At 65.4% G+C, this 16,272-nt stretch carries 14 protein-coding genes and 1 tRNA gene; 4 read left to right on the top strand and 11 right to left on the bottom strand.

Features of this window, described 5'->3' with window-relative positions:
- Positions 1–10 precede the first annotated feature (10 nt).
- From pknB to RQG82_RS06375, 7 genes are read right to left on the bottom strand one after another with little or no spacing between them, the layout of a single operon-like run.
- Entirely contained in the window at positions 11–1,705 is a 1,695-nt protein-coding gene (pknB, locus tag RQG82_RS06345; RefSeq protein WP_311258259.1) for a Stk1 family PASTA domain-containing Ser/Thr kinase, read from the bottom strand.
- 54 nt (positions 1,706–1,759) lie between these two features.
- On the bottom strand, positions 1,760–3,511 hold the full coding sequence (locus RQG82_RS06350) for a protein kinase domain-containing protein (RefSeq protein WP_311258260.1): 1,752 nt from the start codon (positions 3,509–3,511) through the stop codon (positions 1,760–1,762).
- On the bottom strand, positions 3,508–4,962 hold the full coding sequence (locus tag RQG82_RS06355; RefSeq protein WP_311258261.1) for a penicillin-binding transpeptidase domain-containing protein: 1,455 nt from the start codon (positions 4,960–4,962) through the stop codon (positions 3,508–3,510). Before RQG82_RS06355 ends, RQG82_RS06350 begins: the two co-directional genes overlap by 4 nt.
- A gap of 1 nt (position 4,963) precedes the next feature.
- A complete protein-coding gene (locus RQG82_RS06360) occupies positions 4,964–6,349 on the bottom strand; it encodes an FtsW/RodA/SpoVE family cell cycle protein (protein WP_311258262.1) in 1,386 nt (461 codons plus the stop codon).
- Complete coding sequence (locus RQG82_RS06365) at positions 6,346–7,641, bottom strand: protein phosphatase 2C domain-containing protein (protein WP_311258263.1); 1,296 nt, start codon at positions 7,639–7,641, stop codon at positions 6,346–6,348. The genes RQG82_RS06360 and RQG82_RS06365 overlap by 4 nt, the downstream gene beginning before the upstream one ends.
- A 7-nt stretch (positions 7,642–7,648) precedes the next feature.
- Positions 7,649–8,125 (bottom strand): FHA domain-containing protein, encoded by a 477-nt coding sequence (locus RQG82_RS06370; RefSeq protein ID WP_311258328.1) that lies wholly within the window; start codon positions 8,123–8,125, stop codon positions 7,649–7,651.
- Positions 8,126–8,175: 50 nt separating this feature from the next.
- A complete protein-coding gene (locus RQG82_RS06375) occupies positions 8,176–8,904 on the bottom strand; it encodes a DUF3662 and FHA domain-containing protein (RefSeq protein ID WP_311258264.1) in 729 nt (242 codons plus the stop codon).
- A gap of 317 nt (positions 8,905–9,221) precedes the next feature.
- On the opposite strand from RQG82_RS06375, the gene RQG82_RS06380 reads away from it, so the two are divergent.
- A tRNA-Leu gene (locus RQG82_RS06380) sits at positions 9,222–9,304 on the top strand.
- An 807-nt stretch (positions 9,305–10,111) separates the two neighbouring features.
- On the opposite strand, the gene RQG82_RS06385 is transcribed toward RQG82_RS06380, so the two are convergent.
- The 4 genes from RQG82_RS06385 to RQG82_RS06400 all read right to left on the bottom strand — a co-directional run bounded on the left by RQG82_RS06385 (position 10,112) and on the right by RQG82_RS06400 (position 12,875).
- Entirely contained in the window at positions 10,112–11,536 is a 1,425-nt protein-coding gene (locus RQG82_RS06385; RefSeq protein ID WP_311258265.1) for a hypothetical protein, read from the bottom strand.
- Positions 11,537–11,539: 3 nt separating this feature from the next.
- On the bottom strand, positions 11,540–12,004 hold the full coding sequence (locus tag RQG82_RS06390; RefSeq protein WP_311258266.1) for a hypothetical protein: 465 nt from the start codon (positions 12,002–12,004) through the stop codon (positions 11,540–11,542).
- Positions 11,982–12,473, bottom strand: coding sequence for a hypothetical protein (locus tag RQG82_RS06395; protein ID WP_311258267.1), 492 nt, complete (start codon positions 12,471–12,473; stop codon positions 11,982–11,984). The genes RQG82_RS06390 and RQG82_RS06395 overlap by 23 nt, the downstream gene beginning before the upstream one ends.
- 162 nt (positions 12,474–12,635) lie before the next feature.
- A complete protein-coding gene (locus tag RQG82_RS06400) occupies positions 12,636–12,875 on the bottom strand; it encodes a hypothetical protein (protein WP_311258268.1) in 240 nt (79 codons plus the stop codon).
- 470 nt (positions 12,876–13,345) lie between these two features.
- Between RQG82_RS06400 and RQG82_RS06405 the strand changes: the two genes are divergently transcribed.
- The 3 genes from RQG82_RS06405 to RQG82_RS06415 are packed head-to-tail and all read left to right on the top strand — an operon-like array spanning position 13,346 to position 16,272.
- A complete protein-coding gene (locus RQG82_RS06405) occupies positions 13,346–14,914 on the top strand; it encodes a thymidylate synthase (RefSeq protein ID WP_311258269.1) in 1,569 nt (522 codons plus the stop codon).
- Entirely contained in the window at positions 14,911–15,894 is a 984-nt protein-coding gene (locus RQG82_RS06410; RefSeq protein ID WP_311258270.1) for a nucleotide kinase domain-containing protein, read from the top strand. Before RQG82_RS06405 ends, RQG82_RS06410 begins: the two co-directional genes overlap by 4 nt.
- Positions 15,895–15,933: 39 nt before the next feature.
- Positions 15,934–16,272 carry a hypothetical protein gene (locus RQG82_RS06415; RefSeq protein WP_311258271.1) on the top strand — a complete coding sequence of 113 codons (339 nt, stop codon included), beginning with the start codon at positions 15,934–15,936 and terminating at the stop codon, positions 16,270–16,272.

A 16,272-nucleotide genomic window follows, 5' to 3' on the forward strand; every position in this document is an offset into this window, starting at 1 on the left:
TGACGTGTCGTCAGCCGGCGGCGACGCAGTAGCGCAGTTCGACGGTCGAGCCGATCGCGACGTCGCCCGGCGCGGCCGACATCGACGACACAGTCGGGGGCTCAGTCGGCGTGCAGTCGATGAGCTCGACCGGGCTCGGCGTGAGACCGATGCGTTCGAGCTCAGCCTGCGCGGCATCCATCGTCCACCCGGTGACGTCGGTGAGAGTGACCCGGCCGCTGGCGACGACGAGATTCACGACGGTCTCCGGCGCGACTTCGCTCTCGGCGGCCTCGCTCGCCTCCATCACCGTCTCGGCTGCCAGACCCTTGTCGTTGCGTTGGATCACCGTGCCGAGCTCGAGTCCCGCTGCCGCGAGAGCATCCTTCGCGGCGGTCAACGACAGACCCTCGAGGATCGGCACCACCACGGTCTCCTTGCCGGATGACACGTAGACGGTGACGGAATCACCCTCGCTGACGGCTGTGCCGCTCTCGGGATCGGTGCGGATCACATTGCCCTCGACGATGTCGTTGCTCGACTCGAGCACGAGCTTCGCCGTCAGATCGAGCTTGCCGAGGTCGTCCTGGGCGCGCTCTGACGAGACGTTGACGAGATCCGGCACGACGCGAGCGCTCGACGGCACGTCATCCGGGCGCATGCTGAGCGTCCACACCCAGAACAGCACGGATGCCAGGAGCACCGCGAGCAGTGCGACACCTGCCCAGATCCACGCGACGGGCGGCCCCGACTGCGTGCGAGCCATGGTCGTGTCTGTGCTCAGCTGGCGCAGCGAACGGGCGGTCTCCTGCGCGGCGCGGGGACTCGGGCCGTACAGCTCGCTGGTGAGCGCGCCGAGTTCCTTGCGGCTCGGCGCATGGCCGGCGACCGCCGAGTCGAGGGCTGCGCGGAAGTGCGCGGCATCCGGGTATCGCTGGTACGGGTCTTTCGCGAGTGCGCGCAGCACGATCGGGTCGAGCGCACCGGGGGAGTCCTCGTTCACCTCGGTGGGAGGCACCGGGGTCTCGCTCACATGCTGGTAGGCGACGGCGACCGGCGACTCGCCGCGGAACGGCTGGCGACCGGTGAGCAGCTCATAGAGCACCACGCCGGTGGAGTAGAGGTCGGCCCTGGCGTCGACCGGCTCGCCCTTGGCCTGCTCGGGGGAGAAGTATGCGGCGGTGCCGATGATCTGCGTGGTCTCGGCGACCGTCGACGACGAGTCGGACACGGCTCGGGCGATGCCGAAATCCATGACCTTGACCTGGCCCTTGTCAGTCACCATGACGTTGCCCGGCTTGATGTCGCGGTGCACGACGCCCGCGCGGTGCGAGTAGTCGAGCGCCTCGAGGATGCCGTCGACGTAGCGCACGGCGTCTTCGACAGGCACGGGACCCTTGGCGATGATGTCCTTCAACAGGGTTCCGCTGATCAGCTCCATGATGATGTACGGAGGCTCATCGGTGCTGCTGTCGGTGGTCGAGGGGTCGCCGGCGTCATAGACGCGGACGATCGACGGGTGCGACATGCGCGACGCCGACTGCGCCTCGAGCCGGAAGCGCGTGCGGAACGCATTGTCCCGCGCGAGCTCGGGATCGAGGATCTTGATCGCCACCGCACGACCGAGCGTGAGGTCGTACCCGCGGTACACCTTCGCCATGCCGCCGTGCCCGATGAGCTCGTCTACGCGGTAGCGACCCGCGAGAACTCGTGGCTCTGTCGACACGTACTGACCCCCTGATACGACCTTGTGGATGCTCTAGCCTACGGCGCGAGCGGTTTACTCGCCTGAGTCGCCGCCGTCTGTGTCGCCCTCACCGGGATCCGGTGCGGCGGGCAGGATGGCGACGCCCGGCATGGCGTCCGACTGCTCGGACGGCATGTCGCTTCCGCAGAAGACGCGGAACGTGGCGGTGATCGTCTGTCCGGCGCTGCCGGGGATGATCTGCGTCGAGAGGACGCTCGGTCCGAAGCTGCGGATCGACTCGCCGGAGTTGCCGCCCGAGAAGGTCGCGTTGGTGAGCGTCACCTCGAAGGCAGATCGCGCCGGAGTGCCGGAGGGGCACTCGAAGCTCGGCCAGTTGAGCGTCACGGGAACGCCTTCGGTGGCGGTGCCGGCGATGGTCGGCGTGCCCGAGGGCTTGCCCACCTTCACCTGCTCCTTGAAGGTCGTCAGCGTGATGGCCGTGCCTTCGGGGACGTTTCCACCCGGCTGGACCGATTCGACCGTTCCGACCTGATTCGCGCTCGGAGCGATCGTGTTTCCCACGACGCACTCGGCCTGCAGCCCGGCGTTGACAGCCGCGGCCTGCGCGGCCTCGCACTGCATTCCGACGAGGCCGAGACCATCGACGTCGATGAGCTCCGGCTCGGGCGTCTCGGTCTCGCTCGGCGTCGGCTTGGGCGTCTGGACCGGCGTCTGTGACTGGGTCGGCTCGGGCTCGGGGTCACCCTGGTTCATCAGAGCGAACACGGTGCCGCCGAGCACGATGACCAGCAGGGCGATCAGAGCGATGAGCGGCCACGTCCAGGGGCTGCGCTTCTTCTTCTTCTCGCCGTCTTCCTCGGCCTGCTCGCCGGTGGGCAGCTGAGCCGTGGTGGGGAGGATGCGAGTCGTGCCGTCGTCGCCCGACGCCGTCAGCAGCCGGGTGGCGTCGTCGGACGCCACTCCACCGGTCGCGATGGCCGGCACGGCGATCGCCGCGGAGTTCAGGTCTCCTCGGCGCAGCGCCTGGGCAGCGCGAGCCACCGTCGCGGACGACGAAGGCCGATCGGAGGGCTTCTTGGCGATCATCGCCATGACGAGGTTCTGCACGGGGATCGGCACGGTCGGCGGCAGCGGCGGAGGCTGCTCGTTGATCTGCGCCATCGCGATCGCGACCTGCGACTCACCCGTGAAGGGGCGCTTGCCTGCGAGGCACTCGTACGCGACGATGCCGAGCGAGTAGGTGTCGGTCGCCGGCGATGCCGGGTGCCCGGAAGCCTGCTCCGGCGAGAGGTACTGCACGGTGCCCATGACCTGACCGGTGGCCGTCAGCGGCACCTGGTCGGCGATGCGGGCGATGCCGAAGTCGGTGATCTTGACGCGGCCGTCGGGCGTGATCAGCAGGTTTCCCGGCTTGATGTCGCGGTGCACGAGACCGGCCGCGTGGGCGGCCTGCAGAGCGGATGCCGTCTGCGCGACGATGTCGAGCGTCTTGTCGGCGCTCAGCGCGCCCTCGCGCTCGAGCACGGTCGAGAGCGCCTCGCCGGGCACGAGCTCCATGACGAGGTAGGCGCTGCCGTTCTCCTCGCCGTAGTCGAAGACGCTCGCGATGCCCTCGTGGTTGACGAGTGCGGCATGGCGCGCCTCAGCGCGGAACCGCTCGAGGAACCCGGGGTCCCCCATGTACTCGTCCTTGAGGATCTTGATGGCCACGGTGCGGCCGATGACGTGATCCGTCGCCTCCCACACCTCGCCCATGCCGCCGATCGCAATACGCGACTGCAGCTCGTAGCGACCACCGAACGACACACCCTGCGTCGGTCTCATCTGCCCAGCACCGCCTCTATGACCTTCTTTGCAATCGGAGCGGCGATGGTGTCGCCGGATCCTGACTGCCCTTGTCCGCCGCCGTCTTCGACGAGGACCGCTACTGCCACTTCCGGGTCGTCCGCCGGCGCGAAACCGGAGAACCACAACGTGTAGGGCTTGTTACCGTTCTCGGTCGTGCCTGTCTTTCCAGCCACATCGACCCCGTCTATTCTTGCACCCTGCGCAGCGCCGTTTGAGACGCTGGCGACCATCGACGCCGTGATCTGATCGGCGATGGTCGCATCGGTGGCCTGGCCGAACTGCGTGTCGTCGTAAGAACGGATGATCGAGAGGTCGTTGCCGATCACCGTGTCGACCAGGCGCGGGTTCATGACGACTCCGTCGTTCGCGATTCCCGCCGCCACCATCGCGATCTGCAGCGGTGTGGAGGTGACCTGTCCCTGTCCGAATCCGGTGAGGGCGGTCTGCGCGTCGTCGAGTGCGCGCGGGTAGCTCGAAGGCGTGGATTCGAGCGGTGTCGAGAAGCTCTGGTTGAAGCCGAACTTCTCGGCCATCTCGCGGATCGCGTCGTCTCCGAGCTCGACCGCGAGCTCGGCCATCGGGATGTTGCAGCTGAGCCGGATGGCTTCGGCGATGGTGACGGTGTCGCCGCTGCCGCACGTGCCGCCCCAGGCGTTGGCGACCGTGTTGTTCGAACCAGGCAGCGAGTATCGAGCGGGGTTCGGGAGTGTCGAGTCGGGCGTCCAGTTGCCCGACGCGTAGGCCGCCGCAGCCACGACGAGCTTGAACGTCGAGCCAGGGGGGTTGAGGTCGCCGGCGATCGCCCGATTCGACAGCGGCTTCGCCGGGTCGCCGTCGAGCTGGTCGTAGGTCGCGTTAGCGGCATCCGCGTCGTGGGTCGCGAGGAGGTTGGTGTCGAAGCCAGGTGTCGAAACCATGGCGAGGATGCGCCCGGTCTTCGGCTCGATCGCGACGACAGCGCCGTTGAGTCCCTGCAGGCCCTCGTAGGCCGCTCGCTGCGCCGCGGTGTCGAGGGTCAGCTCCACGCTGAATCCGCTCTGCGGCTGGCCGGAGAGGATCCGCTCGATCTCGGCGAAGAATGCGCTCGAGCCGGTGCCGGAGAGGTCGGCATTCATCGCCCGCTCGATACCGGTCGCCGACTGCAGAGCAGGGTTGAAGTACCCGGTGACGGGCGCCCACATCGCGGCATCCGTGTAGACGCGCTGGAACTGGTAGCGATCGTCCGAGGCCGTCGAAGAGGCGATCGCGACGTCGTCGACGATGATCGATCCTCGCTGGATCTCGTAGCTGTCGAGCAGCGTGCGCCGGTTGTTCGGGTTCTGCGCCAGGGAATCTGCCTCGACGACCTGGATCCAGCTGGTCGCCGCGAACAGCGACAGGAACATGAAAAGCATGACGATGCTGAGACGTCGGAGTTCTTTGGTCATATCAGCCGATCACCGCCCGGGGTTGGCTGCGGACGCCGTCGGAGATGCGCAGCAGGATCGCGACGATGAGCCAGTTGGCCACGAGTGACGAGCCACCGGCGGCGAGGAACGGGGTGGTCAGACCGGTGAGCGGGATGAGCCGGGTCACACCGCCGACCATGATGAACACCTGCAGTGCGATGGTGAACGACAGGCCGATGGCGAGCAGCTTGCCGAAGTCGTCCTGACCGGCGAGCCCGATGCGCACGCCGCGGCTGACGAACACCATGTAGAGGCAGAGGATGGCGAACAGCCCGATCAGGCCGATCTCCTCACCGAGGCTGGTGATGATGTAGTCGCTGTGCGCGAGCGGGGTGACCTCGGGGCGACCCTGACCCCATCCCGTGCCGAGCAGACCGCCGTGGGCGAGGCCGAACAGACCCTGCATGGGCTGGAATCCGGCGACGTCGGGGTCGACCTTCTCCGAGTCGAAGAGGAACAGCCAGTTCGTGAAACGGCCCTGCACGTAGCTGAGGATCTGCGTGGCGACCGCGACGCCCGCGGCGACCAGGCCGAGGCCGATCAGCACCCAGCTGGTCTTGCCGGTGGCGACGTAGAGCATCGCGACGAACATGCCGAAGATGAGGGTTCCGGTGCCGAGGTCGCGCTGGATCACGATGATGCCGAGCGAGATCGCCCACACGACCAGCACGGGGCCGAGCTCGCGCATGCGCGGCCAGGTGATGCCGAGGAACTTCGTGCCCACCGACGTGAGGCTCTCACGGGTGCGCACCAGGTAGCCCGCGAAGAAGATGGCGAGGCAGATCTTGGCGAGCTCGCCCGGCTGGAAGGCGAACATGCCGCCGAGCGACACCCACACCTGGGCGTTCGCGTCGGGGATGCGCAGGCCGGGCACGAACGGCAGCAGCAGGAGCAGGATGCCGGAGAGGCCGAAGATGTAGGTGTAGCGGAACAGAACCCGGTAGTTGCGCAGCATGATCACGACGGCGATCGCGCCCGCGAGCGAGATCGCGGTCCACGCGAGCTGCTTCGTCGAGTACGCATTCCACCCTGTCAGAGACTCGGCGATGTCGATCCGGTAGATCATCGCGATGCCGAGCCCGGTCAGCAGCGTGGCGATCGGGAGCACGAACGGGTCGGCGTCGGATGCCACGGCCCGCAGCACGAAGTGCACCGCGAACGCCAGCACGGCGAGGCCGCCGCCGATCGCGAGGATCATCGGGTCGATCAGGCCGAGGGCGCCGAGCTGCACCAAGGTGAGGGAGGCGCCGCTGATCGCGACGGCGAACAACAGGAGCCAGAACTCGCGGTTGCGCTGCGTCTGCGGCATCCGCATCTTCTTGAGGGCCTTGATGACGCTCGTGTCGGCCGTGACGTCGGTGCTCATCCCGCATCCTCCGTCGGCGTCGCGGTGGGCATGGGAGTGGGCAGGGGAGTCTCGCCGATCACGCGGTCGGCACCGGCCTGGAGCCTGGTGACGATCGCCTCGGCGTCGGAGAAGGATCGGGCTGTGATCGTGCGTTCCACGGAATCGCGCTGGTACGGCGGAAGATTCGCCAGCAGGATGTCGGTGTCGCGCAGCGGCGTCGACAGCGTGATCGGACCGATGTTCTGCTGCACGCCCTGGTAGATCACGACGCTGTCTTCGTCGGCGCCGACGAAGTAGCGGGTCTGGGTCCAGCTGTACGCCGCGAAGGCGGCGAACACGAGCATCGCGACGACCACCAGCATCCCGGCGATCCACCCGACGCGGCGGCGCTTGGCGCGGCGACGGTCTTCTTCGATGAGCTCCTCGAGGTACTCGGGGGCCGGCTCGAAGTGGCTGGGATCGTTCGCTGCCTGCCGGACAGGGTGCAGCCAGTTGCCGCGCGGTGCGCGCACGGGCGGCACGGTGATGTTGGCGGGGTTCGACGCCGATCCGACGATCGTCGCGGTGCCGGAGTGCATGGCGTGCTGGCCGCCGACCTCGACGAGGACGATCGTCACATTGTCTGGCGCGCCGCCGTCGAGCGCCTGCTTCAGCAGATTGTCGGCCGTGCGCCCGGGCGCCATGCCCATGCGCATCGCCTTGAGAATGTGCGCCTCGTCGACGACACCCGAGAGCCCGTCGGAGCAGAGCAGCCAGCGGTCGCCCGGCTGGGTGTGCATGACGAACATGTCGAGCTCGGGATCGGCATCCATGTCGCTGAGCACGCGCATGAGCACCGAGCGACGCGGGTGGTACCGCGCCTCTTCGGGGGTGATGCGACCCGAGTCGACGAGTCGCTGAACGAAGGTGTGGTCGGCGGTGATCTGGGTGACCGCATCGTCGCGGTAGAGGTAGATGCGCGAGTCGCCGATGTGACCGATGACCGCGTAGTCGTCGACCATGATGACGGCGCTGAGCGTGGTGCCGAGGCCGGCGAGCTCGGGGCGGTCCTTGGCGGCGCGGATCAGGTCGCCCGCTGCCGTGGTCGCGGCGGCCTGCAGCGAGGCCTGTGCGTCTTCGACCGACGTGTAGGGCTGGTCGAGCGGCTCGAGCCGGTGGATCGCGATGCTCGAGGCGACATCGCCGCCCGCGTGGCCGCCCATGCCGTCGGCGACGACGAACAGGTTCGCCCCGGAGTATCCGGAGTCCTGGTTGTTGGAGCGGACCTTCCCGGTGTGGGAGATCGCGGCGCTCGAGCCTTCGAAGACCATGCCGGGGTCAGGCTCGCAGCTCGAAGGTCGTGGCGCCCACCTTGATCGGGGTGCCGAGAGCGAGGCCCACCGGACCGCCGGTCACCCGCTGGCCGGCGACGTACGTGCCGTTGGTCGAGTCGAGGTCTTGGATGGCCCAGCTGTCGCCTCGGAGCAGCAGACGCGCGTGGTGACTGGAGGTGTAGTCGTCGCGGATCACGAGAGCCGACTCGCTCGAGCGGCCGATCGTCAGTGTCTCGGTGCCGAGGGGGAGTTCGAGCCCCGCCTTGGGACCGGAAGTGATCACGAGACGCTTGGCTGTCGCGACCGTCGCGGGGCCCGTGCTGGGCTTCGACGACGCGGTGCGGGATGCCGGGGCAGACGCGGGTGCCTTCGTCGGCGCAGGCATCGCTGCTGCGGCCTCGGCCGGGAGCTTGCGCACCTTCATGCCGAACAGGTCGGCGCGCAACGAGTAGACGACCCCGAACACGAAGAACCACAGCATCAGCAGGAAGCCGACGCGCAGCAGGAGCAGGACGAGCTCGCTGGGAGTGCTCACGAGATGGCTCCGAACGCACGGGTCGCATCGTCGTCACGCGGCCGCGGCGGGCGTGACGGAGTGGCGACGGGAACGATGCGGAACACCAGATCGGTGCGTCCGATGGTCAGGGTGGTCTCGGAGGGCATCGCTGCTTCGCGCACCTTCTGGCCGTCGACCTTGGTGCCGTTGGTCGAGCCGAGGTCGCGCATCATGGCGCGCTCGCCGTCCCACAGGACCTCGACGTGCTTGCGGCTGGATCCGGCGTCGGCGATCGTGATGTCGGCATCCGTTCCGCGGCCAATGACCGTGCGTGCGCGGGTGAGCGAATGGCGACGGCCTTCGACGTCGATCACGGCCTGCCAGTTGACACGGCCTTCGACCGTGCCCGAGCTGACGTTGATCGTGCCGGTGGCGATCTTGTCGTCGCCCTCGAGTGAGATCGAGAGCGGGCCGGAGAAGCTGTAGCCCTGTGCCTTCGCGTGCTTCGTGAGCAGTGCGTGCAGCTCATCGGTGAGGGCGCCGCCGAGCCCCTGCATCCGCTCGGCGTCGTCTGTGCTGAGGCGCACGACGAAGTTATTGGGCGCGATGATGCGGTCCCTGCTCACCACAGCCGCTTTGGTGTCCGCTTCGCGCCGAAGGGCCGAAGCGATCTCCACGGGCTGGATGCCGCTGCGGAAGGTCTTCGCGAAGGCGCTGTTCACAGCGCGCTCGAGACCCTTCTCAAAGCTGTCAAGTAGTCCCACTGGGCTCCTCTGGCATACCGACCGGTACGCACATCGTAGCCAGGTGTGCTGGGTGAACGCCCTCGCGAGGCGGCAAAGCGCCGAGAATCCGGGGGAGTGGGGCGGGGTGTGCGGTCTTGAGGGTGGTGTCTCGCGGTGGTCGTGGGTGCGCCGTTCGGGAGGAGATCTGCGTCTGGGGAGGAGGAATTCGCGGAGATCCTCCTCCTGAGGGGCAGAAGTCCTCCTGAGGCGTTGAGCCCGCCGCGGCCCCGGTTTCTTGGACAGGCGAAACGCGTGATATCTTTGGGGAGTTGAGTTCTTCGGAGCCCGACATACTCGCGCGAGTGGCGGAATGGTAGACGCGCTGGCTTCAGGTGCCAGTGTCCTTATGGACGTGGGGGTTCAAGTCCCCCCTCGCGCACAGCGGGTGTGTTTAGGAAACTCACCGAATCTATTCATGATATTGGCCCGGGTTTCTTTCAGAAAACCGGGCCAATTTCCTGTCCCACCGGGAATTTTCCATTCAAATACGGCGTCCTGCGCCGGTGGCTGCGCCCGCCGCCTGAAGGTTCAACTCGCCCTTCGTGGAAGCCCCGCGTATCGTGCCCGAAGTTCGATGCCCACACGGCGCACGCCTATCGTCGGAGCATGTCCCTCAGTAAAGCCAGGCATCAAACCACCGTCGGAGAGGGCCGGCCCTGGGCGCGTTGATGCTCGGCATCGAGCAGGTTCAGGGGCAGAACAGGCGCTTGAGCTCGACCTCCGGCGGGCGTGACGGGATTGGCAGTACCGGGATATGTTCCCGGCGGTGAAGACCGGCCCGCAGTTTGACGATGTGATCCTATGCTGATGGACTCAGCCAGCCGCCACAGTATCCGAGCGCCCTACTGGGAAGGCTCGTGGCCGCTCATTCGGGTCGTCGGGTTCGATTGGATCACGGAAGAGATCGCCGAGCACCTGGCCGAAGGGGTCCCAGCGGCCTCCTGGCTCGCTCTCGCGACGGCCTGGTTGCGACCTGCTCAACGTCGTTGACCCGGTGGACTAGCGCAGGCGGGCGCTGCACGCTCTGTACTCGGTCGAGGAGTTGGTCCTTCCGACCCCAGCGTGAGACAACGTCGGAGGTGAGGGAGGCAACAGTCGGCATGTCGGCTCAGATGCGGATAGTGCACCCCTCACCTTGCGGCGATGTCACTCCTCTGCTGAGGGTCGGATCTGACGCTGGATCGAATCAATTTCTCACGTCGTCGATGAGCTTCAGGAGGTAGATGGCCTGGGGGTCGTCCCAGCCGCCCTCATGGCTCATCGTCGCCAGGTCTTCCACGTTGTCGTCGTCGAGGACCACAATGATTCCGCGCTGCGCTCGGGCGATGTCACGACAACGTTCCAACAGCAGTGCCTTGTTCTCTACTTTTCGACACAGCAGGAAGCCAAACTCGCTCCGATAGGGAGCGAAACGGCCGGCGAGCTGGTCCACCTCAGGGTTTGCGACATCGTCACTGTAGTTCTTGCACTCGCCGAGGATGATTGGGGCACGGAAGCTCCGATGTATCCAGCTGAAAAGGCTTCCTTCCCCGGTGTTCACCCACTTGACGTCGATGCGCTTACGTTTGTTGTTCACCGGGTATTCGAGCTCCCCGGTGAGCAGGGAGTGAGCGAACACCTGATCCAAGATCGCAGTCACCTGCTTCTGATACTTGGTTGCGGTGTTGCCTCCGGGTTCGACCGCTCTGAGGGCGGCGATAGCGGGCGAGAGGTCCACCTGCACGTCGAGCTTCGCGGTTCCGTGCAGTTGCGACATCTGCGTGGTCGCGACGATGCACGGGAGCACCGCCATCGCCACCTGCTGTGTCCCTTTGAGGTCGAGCAGCGCTTGCGCGTCGCAGGTCATCACGCGCTCGAGGAGTCCTGCAATCTGGAGAGCACGCCGGGCACGGGAGAAATGAATGTTGCCGTACCGGTCGTCGAGGTCGTGTGGGGAGGAGAGGAGGATCAGATCCGTCACGAACCCGGCCGCGAACTCTCGCGAGAAGCTGCGGAAATACTCGTCGTTGATGAAGCCGTGTACCTTCGCCGTGATCTCGGCGGCCAGCAGCCCGTCGGCGATGTGCTGCGCGGCATACTCCGGTGTGAAAGCCCTCCCGCCGAGTACTTCGGGGACGGTTCTCCATTTCTCAAGAAACCCGCCGGGAACGAGGCTGATGCTGGTCCCGAATTGCTCTTCCAGGAACCCAGGAGCTTCTGAACGGTCAAGCCATGCCGCTGTGATGTCATGAGTGGACGAGCGGCGTCGGAGCATGAACGGCGGAAAGAGGGCTTCTGAGGCTGCGGCCGCCTGGTACGCGAGGTGCTGCCGGCCGCCCTCGTCGTAGGTGCTCAGCTTGGAACGGATGAAGTCCTGGACGCTCGGGTCGCCGCCGACGAGGCGGATCGTTCCGGTGGGGAACAACGAGGACAACTCATCAAGGATCTTCGCGCACAGCGGCGACTCGAAGTAGGACGCGGCCGGAACAATGACCTCGTCCGCGACGAGTATCGCTAGACGTGTAGCGAGTCTGAGTTCCCCGACGATCTGAGCGGGATCTCTATTCCGAGACGCTGCTTCAAGGAAATGCAGGTCGAAGTAGTGGAGAAACAGCCGCGGGAGAGGGCCCACCGCCTAGGACGCGTGCGCGTACGACGGTGTCGTATCGCGCATCTCATGGGCGAGTGTGTGTAGCTCACCGTGCAGTTCACGGGCGCCCCAGGCTTGCAGCTCGTCAGAGTAGGCGGACGGGATGCTGTTGAGTAGATAGACCCGACGTCCGGATGCGACCGCGACAGCAATCTCCGCGAACGCGTTAGGGCCGATGTAGTTCGCCTGGCCCTCCTTGTCGACGTTGACGACGAGTACCGCGGTCGTGTGGGTGTCTTGGATGCATTCGAAGTGCTTCATTGACGCCGCGCGCTTGGCCTCGTGGAGCTCATCGACAGAAGCGTGGGCAGCGATGGCGTCTGTGTCTGGGATGAGGCTGTCGATGCCCCAGCGGTCGAGTGTCTCTTGGACTTCACGCATGTTGTCCCACGCGCGCATCGAGCCGCAGATGACCAGCCGCGCCACGTCAGCACTCGTCGTATTCGCCATCCAACAACCTCCGTTCAAGGCCCGCCAACTCCGGGTCGTGGAGTGGGAGCAGGGGAGCTACTGTCCCCTCCAGTATGTACGCGGCAAGGACATCAGGGGGGAGGACGTGCGTGTCGGGGACGGCAATCGGCAGGTCGGTGGGGGCCTCGCTGAAATACGTCGGAGTGCGAGACTGGAGACAACGTCCGATTTCATAGCACGTCGTGCGGCCAACGTATCCTTCGGGCGCCACGACATATACGGCGGTTGCGCGAAGGATTCGGTGGAGAGCGATGGTCTGAACCCGTGGGTCATCCCATTCGCCCGGGTCACTCTCGAATCGCACGAAATCTACCTGCCCGTCAATGACGGCCCCACCGAGCGGACTGGTGACTGACACCCCCGCGTTCTCGAAGATGGCGCGTGCGTCAAGCACTTCGTCGTAATGCTTCCTGAAGCTGCCAATCACCGCGACAGTGGGCTCGCCCATACTCGTCCTCGTCGTCGTTGACTGCGTCTCTGGATACCGTTCACGACACTGTACTGCGGGCAGAAGGGGTTTCGTGAACGGGACGGTCCAGAATCACCACTTGCTGAGGCAACGACCGCGCACTCGTGGCGTTAATCGCCGACGGCATCGCAGGCGAACTGTTCAGGCGGTGCGTTGGCGCGCGACCTGCTCGAACTGATACACGGTGACCAGCGTCCGGAGCATCAGCACCCCGCTGTGGTCGGTGAGGTCTAACAGGTAGTTCCCGATGCGCACGTTGACCAGGCGGCGCGCAACCCAGTCGATGAAACGCTCGACGTCCCCGTGGAGCGTCCCGATGTCCCGCACGGAGTGGAGGACGACGGTGTCGCCGGGTTCGAGGATGTCGACGGCGCGATACAACCCGGTGCCCTTGTGCCGGTGGGTGTCGGTGAAGATGGCGTCCTCGGGGACGCCCTGCTGCGATAGGGCCTGGCGGCGGTGGACGCGCCGATATCGCGGGTGTACTCGGGGCGGTGGTATACGACAAGCATGTCAGGCCGGCTCCCACTCCAGTCCGCTCCTGCCGACTTCGACCAGGACCGACTTCTTCGCCAGCTGCGCCAGGACAGAGCTGTCGACCGAGTCATCTCGAGGCAGTTGTCGTACTTGCGTGGCAAGCCTGGCGCGAAGCCACTAGACGTCAGACTGGAAGCTGCGGGATGCCCCCGTTTCGCCGAGTGCGTTCGTCAGCACGTGAAGAAGCTCGCTCAGTCAGAGTCAACGCACGGAATCGCTGATTCGCTCTTGCTTGCCGAGGCATCCGCCTAGGCGGTTTCGTTCATCGATAGGCTCAGCTCAAGTCGCGCATCCACGATGAGGGGGGGCAACGCGTGTTTGAGACCATGGGCGAAGCATTCATCGCGGCAGTCGCGAGCGCGATGCAGTCGGGTGATCTCATCGAGGTTCGTGGATCCGTAACCAGGGAGCTTCGCAATCAGGCGCTCGTGATGAAGCGACCAACAGAACGCACCCCCGTCATCGCAGGGCGACGGAACAACATCTTCGCCTCTATCGCCGAGACGATGTGGCTTCTGGGGGGACGCGACGACATTGCGTTCTTGACCCCGTACATCCCGCGCGCGGTGGATTTCTCAGACGACGGCGAGGTGTGGCGAGCAGCATACGGCCCGCGGCTCAGGTCCTGGGGCGGCGTTGACCAGGTCGACAATGTCGTACGCCTACTCAACGACGACCCTCACACACGTCGTGCCATCATCGCGCTCTTCGATCCCGCTGCGGACTACACCCCTTCAAAGGATGTGCCCTGCACGAACTGGCTGCAATTCACTACACGCGACGGCGCCCTCCACCTCACCGTTGTTATGAGGAGCAACGACCTCTTCTGGGGATTCTCAGGCATCAACGTCTTCGAGTGGAGTGTTCTGCAAGAGATGGTGGCGCGGTGGACGGGTCACACCGTCGGAACGCTCACTTTCTTCGTCGGCTCGTTGCATATCTATGAGCGGCACTTTGAACGGGCACGGGCCATCCTCGGTCATCCGCGGGTGTCTCTCCCGCCCTCTGCCGCACCGCGGTCGGCTTTTAACACCGGCTTTGATGAGCTGAACCAGCAGCTCGCCCTCTGGTTCCGGAGCGAACAAGCGTCGAGGCTGGGCCAACCTTCGACTGCCCACGAGATCGCCGACCCCCTCTTGCGGGACTACGCGGCCATGGTCTCCGCGTTCTGGGCATTCAATCGGTCGGGGCGAGGGGCCGGTGAAGCAGCCCTGCAGGACGTCGCGGACGCCGGCCTCGTGGCTGCGGGCCTGGATTACTTGGCGTGGAAGTCAGGGGATGAATCCGACGTCGAGTTCGGTCTGAACCGTGACGAACTCCGCGACGCCGTGATTGCCCTTCACCGGGTGAAAGACCTCCACTACGGCCCCAGCTGGAAGAAGCGCGGCGAGAGGACATCGATACTTCCGAACATCGCCCGAAAGCTCGACCGCCTCGCGTTCTTCGACAGCGCCAGCGACGCCATCGACGAGCCCTGGTTGGACACGTCCGTGGATCTTCTTGTGTACGCCGTGAAGTACGTGGCGTTTCTTCGCGACCAAGCAGGTGTGCCGGGGCCGCCCGACATGGGGACCTGGAGCGACGGGCCGACCGGATTCGAACAGCTCCTTCCGGACCTTCTCGCCCAGAACATGCCGGGCAACGACGTGCACGAAGAATCCGTCCACGATCTCGTCCGTGAGTGCGAAGACATCTTCGTGTCCATCGAAGCAGCGGCCGAGGCGCGGTCGGAACTCCGGGTGCGGCAGGACCTTGCGGCATCCCTGGCGTCTGCCGCTGTGCGGGTGGTCCTCGCCGTCGCCGCGGTCTTCCCGGGCACTACCGCAGTGGAGCTGAGTCGCTGGAAGCAGATCGGGCAACAAGAGGCAGAATTGTTCGCGTGAAGCTCTCCGCGCCTGTACCTCGACAGGAAGCCTTCGATATCTACTGGCGCTTCACCCACGAGCGCCAGCGAATTTTCGAGCGCCGGCTCGAAGGCTGCCCCGGTCCATGGACAGACGACCCGATCCTGTCGACATACAAGTTCTGCAATGTCTTCCGCGCCGCCGACCGTGTGTCCCAGTACCTCATCCGAGACGTCTGCTACTCGAATGACGATGTCAACGAAGACGACCTCGCATTCCAGATCACGGCGTTCCGCACGTTCAGCAATATCGCCACGTGGGAGGGCCTTGTCGAGCGCATCGGGCGTGCGCCGACCCTCGAGGACCTCGCCGACGGCTCATTTGAGCGCGCCCTCACGGACATCCGCACCGAGACCGGGCGACTGTACACGGGGGCGTTCATCCTGTGTGCCACGGATGCGTATGGTCGGCAGCAGAAGCACTTGAATCACGTCGAACTCTTCAAACACATGTTCCTTCACAACGATGCGGGCGCCCGGATCACCAACGCGACATCGTTGCGCGAGGTGTACGACATCATCCACGGCTTCCCGCTGATGGGCGACTTCATGTCGTACCAAACCGCCATTGACCTCAACTACTCGACACTTACCGACTTCAACGAGAACGACTTCACGCAACCGGGGCCCGGGGCTCTGCGCGGCATCAAGAAGGTGTTCGTCGACTCCGGCGGATGGAAGCCGGCCGACATTATCCAGTGGATGGTCGACAACCAGGAGCGCGAGATGGACCGCCTCGGGCTGCAGTTCGACGGCCTGTTCGGCCGTCCGATTCACGCAATCGATGCGCAGAACCTCTTCTGCGAGACGGATAAGTACTGCCGCGAGGCTCTGCCTGAGCTTGCCAGCGCGCGGAGTCGAATCAAGGCGAAGCACGCCGCTAATGATGCGCCCATCGACTACTTCTTCCCGCCGAAGTGGAACCTCGAGGTCACTCCAGCTCTCGTCTCGGCAGCATGACGTCTTGACTCTAGTGTCGGATTATCCGACACTAGAGTCATGGATAACGACATTGAGGGTGACGGTCCTTTCGATGACCGCGGGGTTCCTCGCACGCTGGCAGCGGCGAAGTCGCTGACGCGTGACGAGTTGATGGCGGTGGTGCGTTCGGTGATCCTCGACGTCGAAGGTCTCGAGGATGACGAACTCGACGGCTGGGAGCCCGGAGAGGACGGAACACCCGCCGTGGAAAGCCAGCTCGGTGTGGACGTCTTCAACGACATCACCAGCCACCTCTCGGACACGCAGATAACCATCACCGGTATCACCGACGACAAGTGGAGCAGCATCGGCGGCATCGCTGACGCCATTCGCACCGCCCTGGGGAAGCTCAGCTGA

It is taken from the genome of Microbacterium sp. WCS2018Hpa-9 (genome assembly GCF_031843745.1).
In the GTDB taxonomy this organism is placed as follows: Bacteria; Actinomycetota; Actinomycetes; order Actinomycetales; family Microbacteriaceae; genus Microbacterium.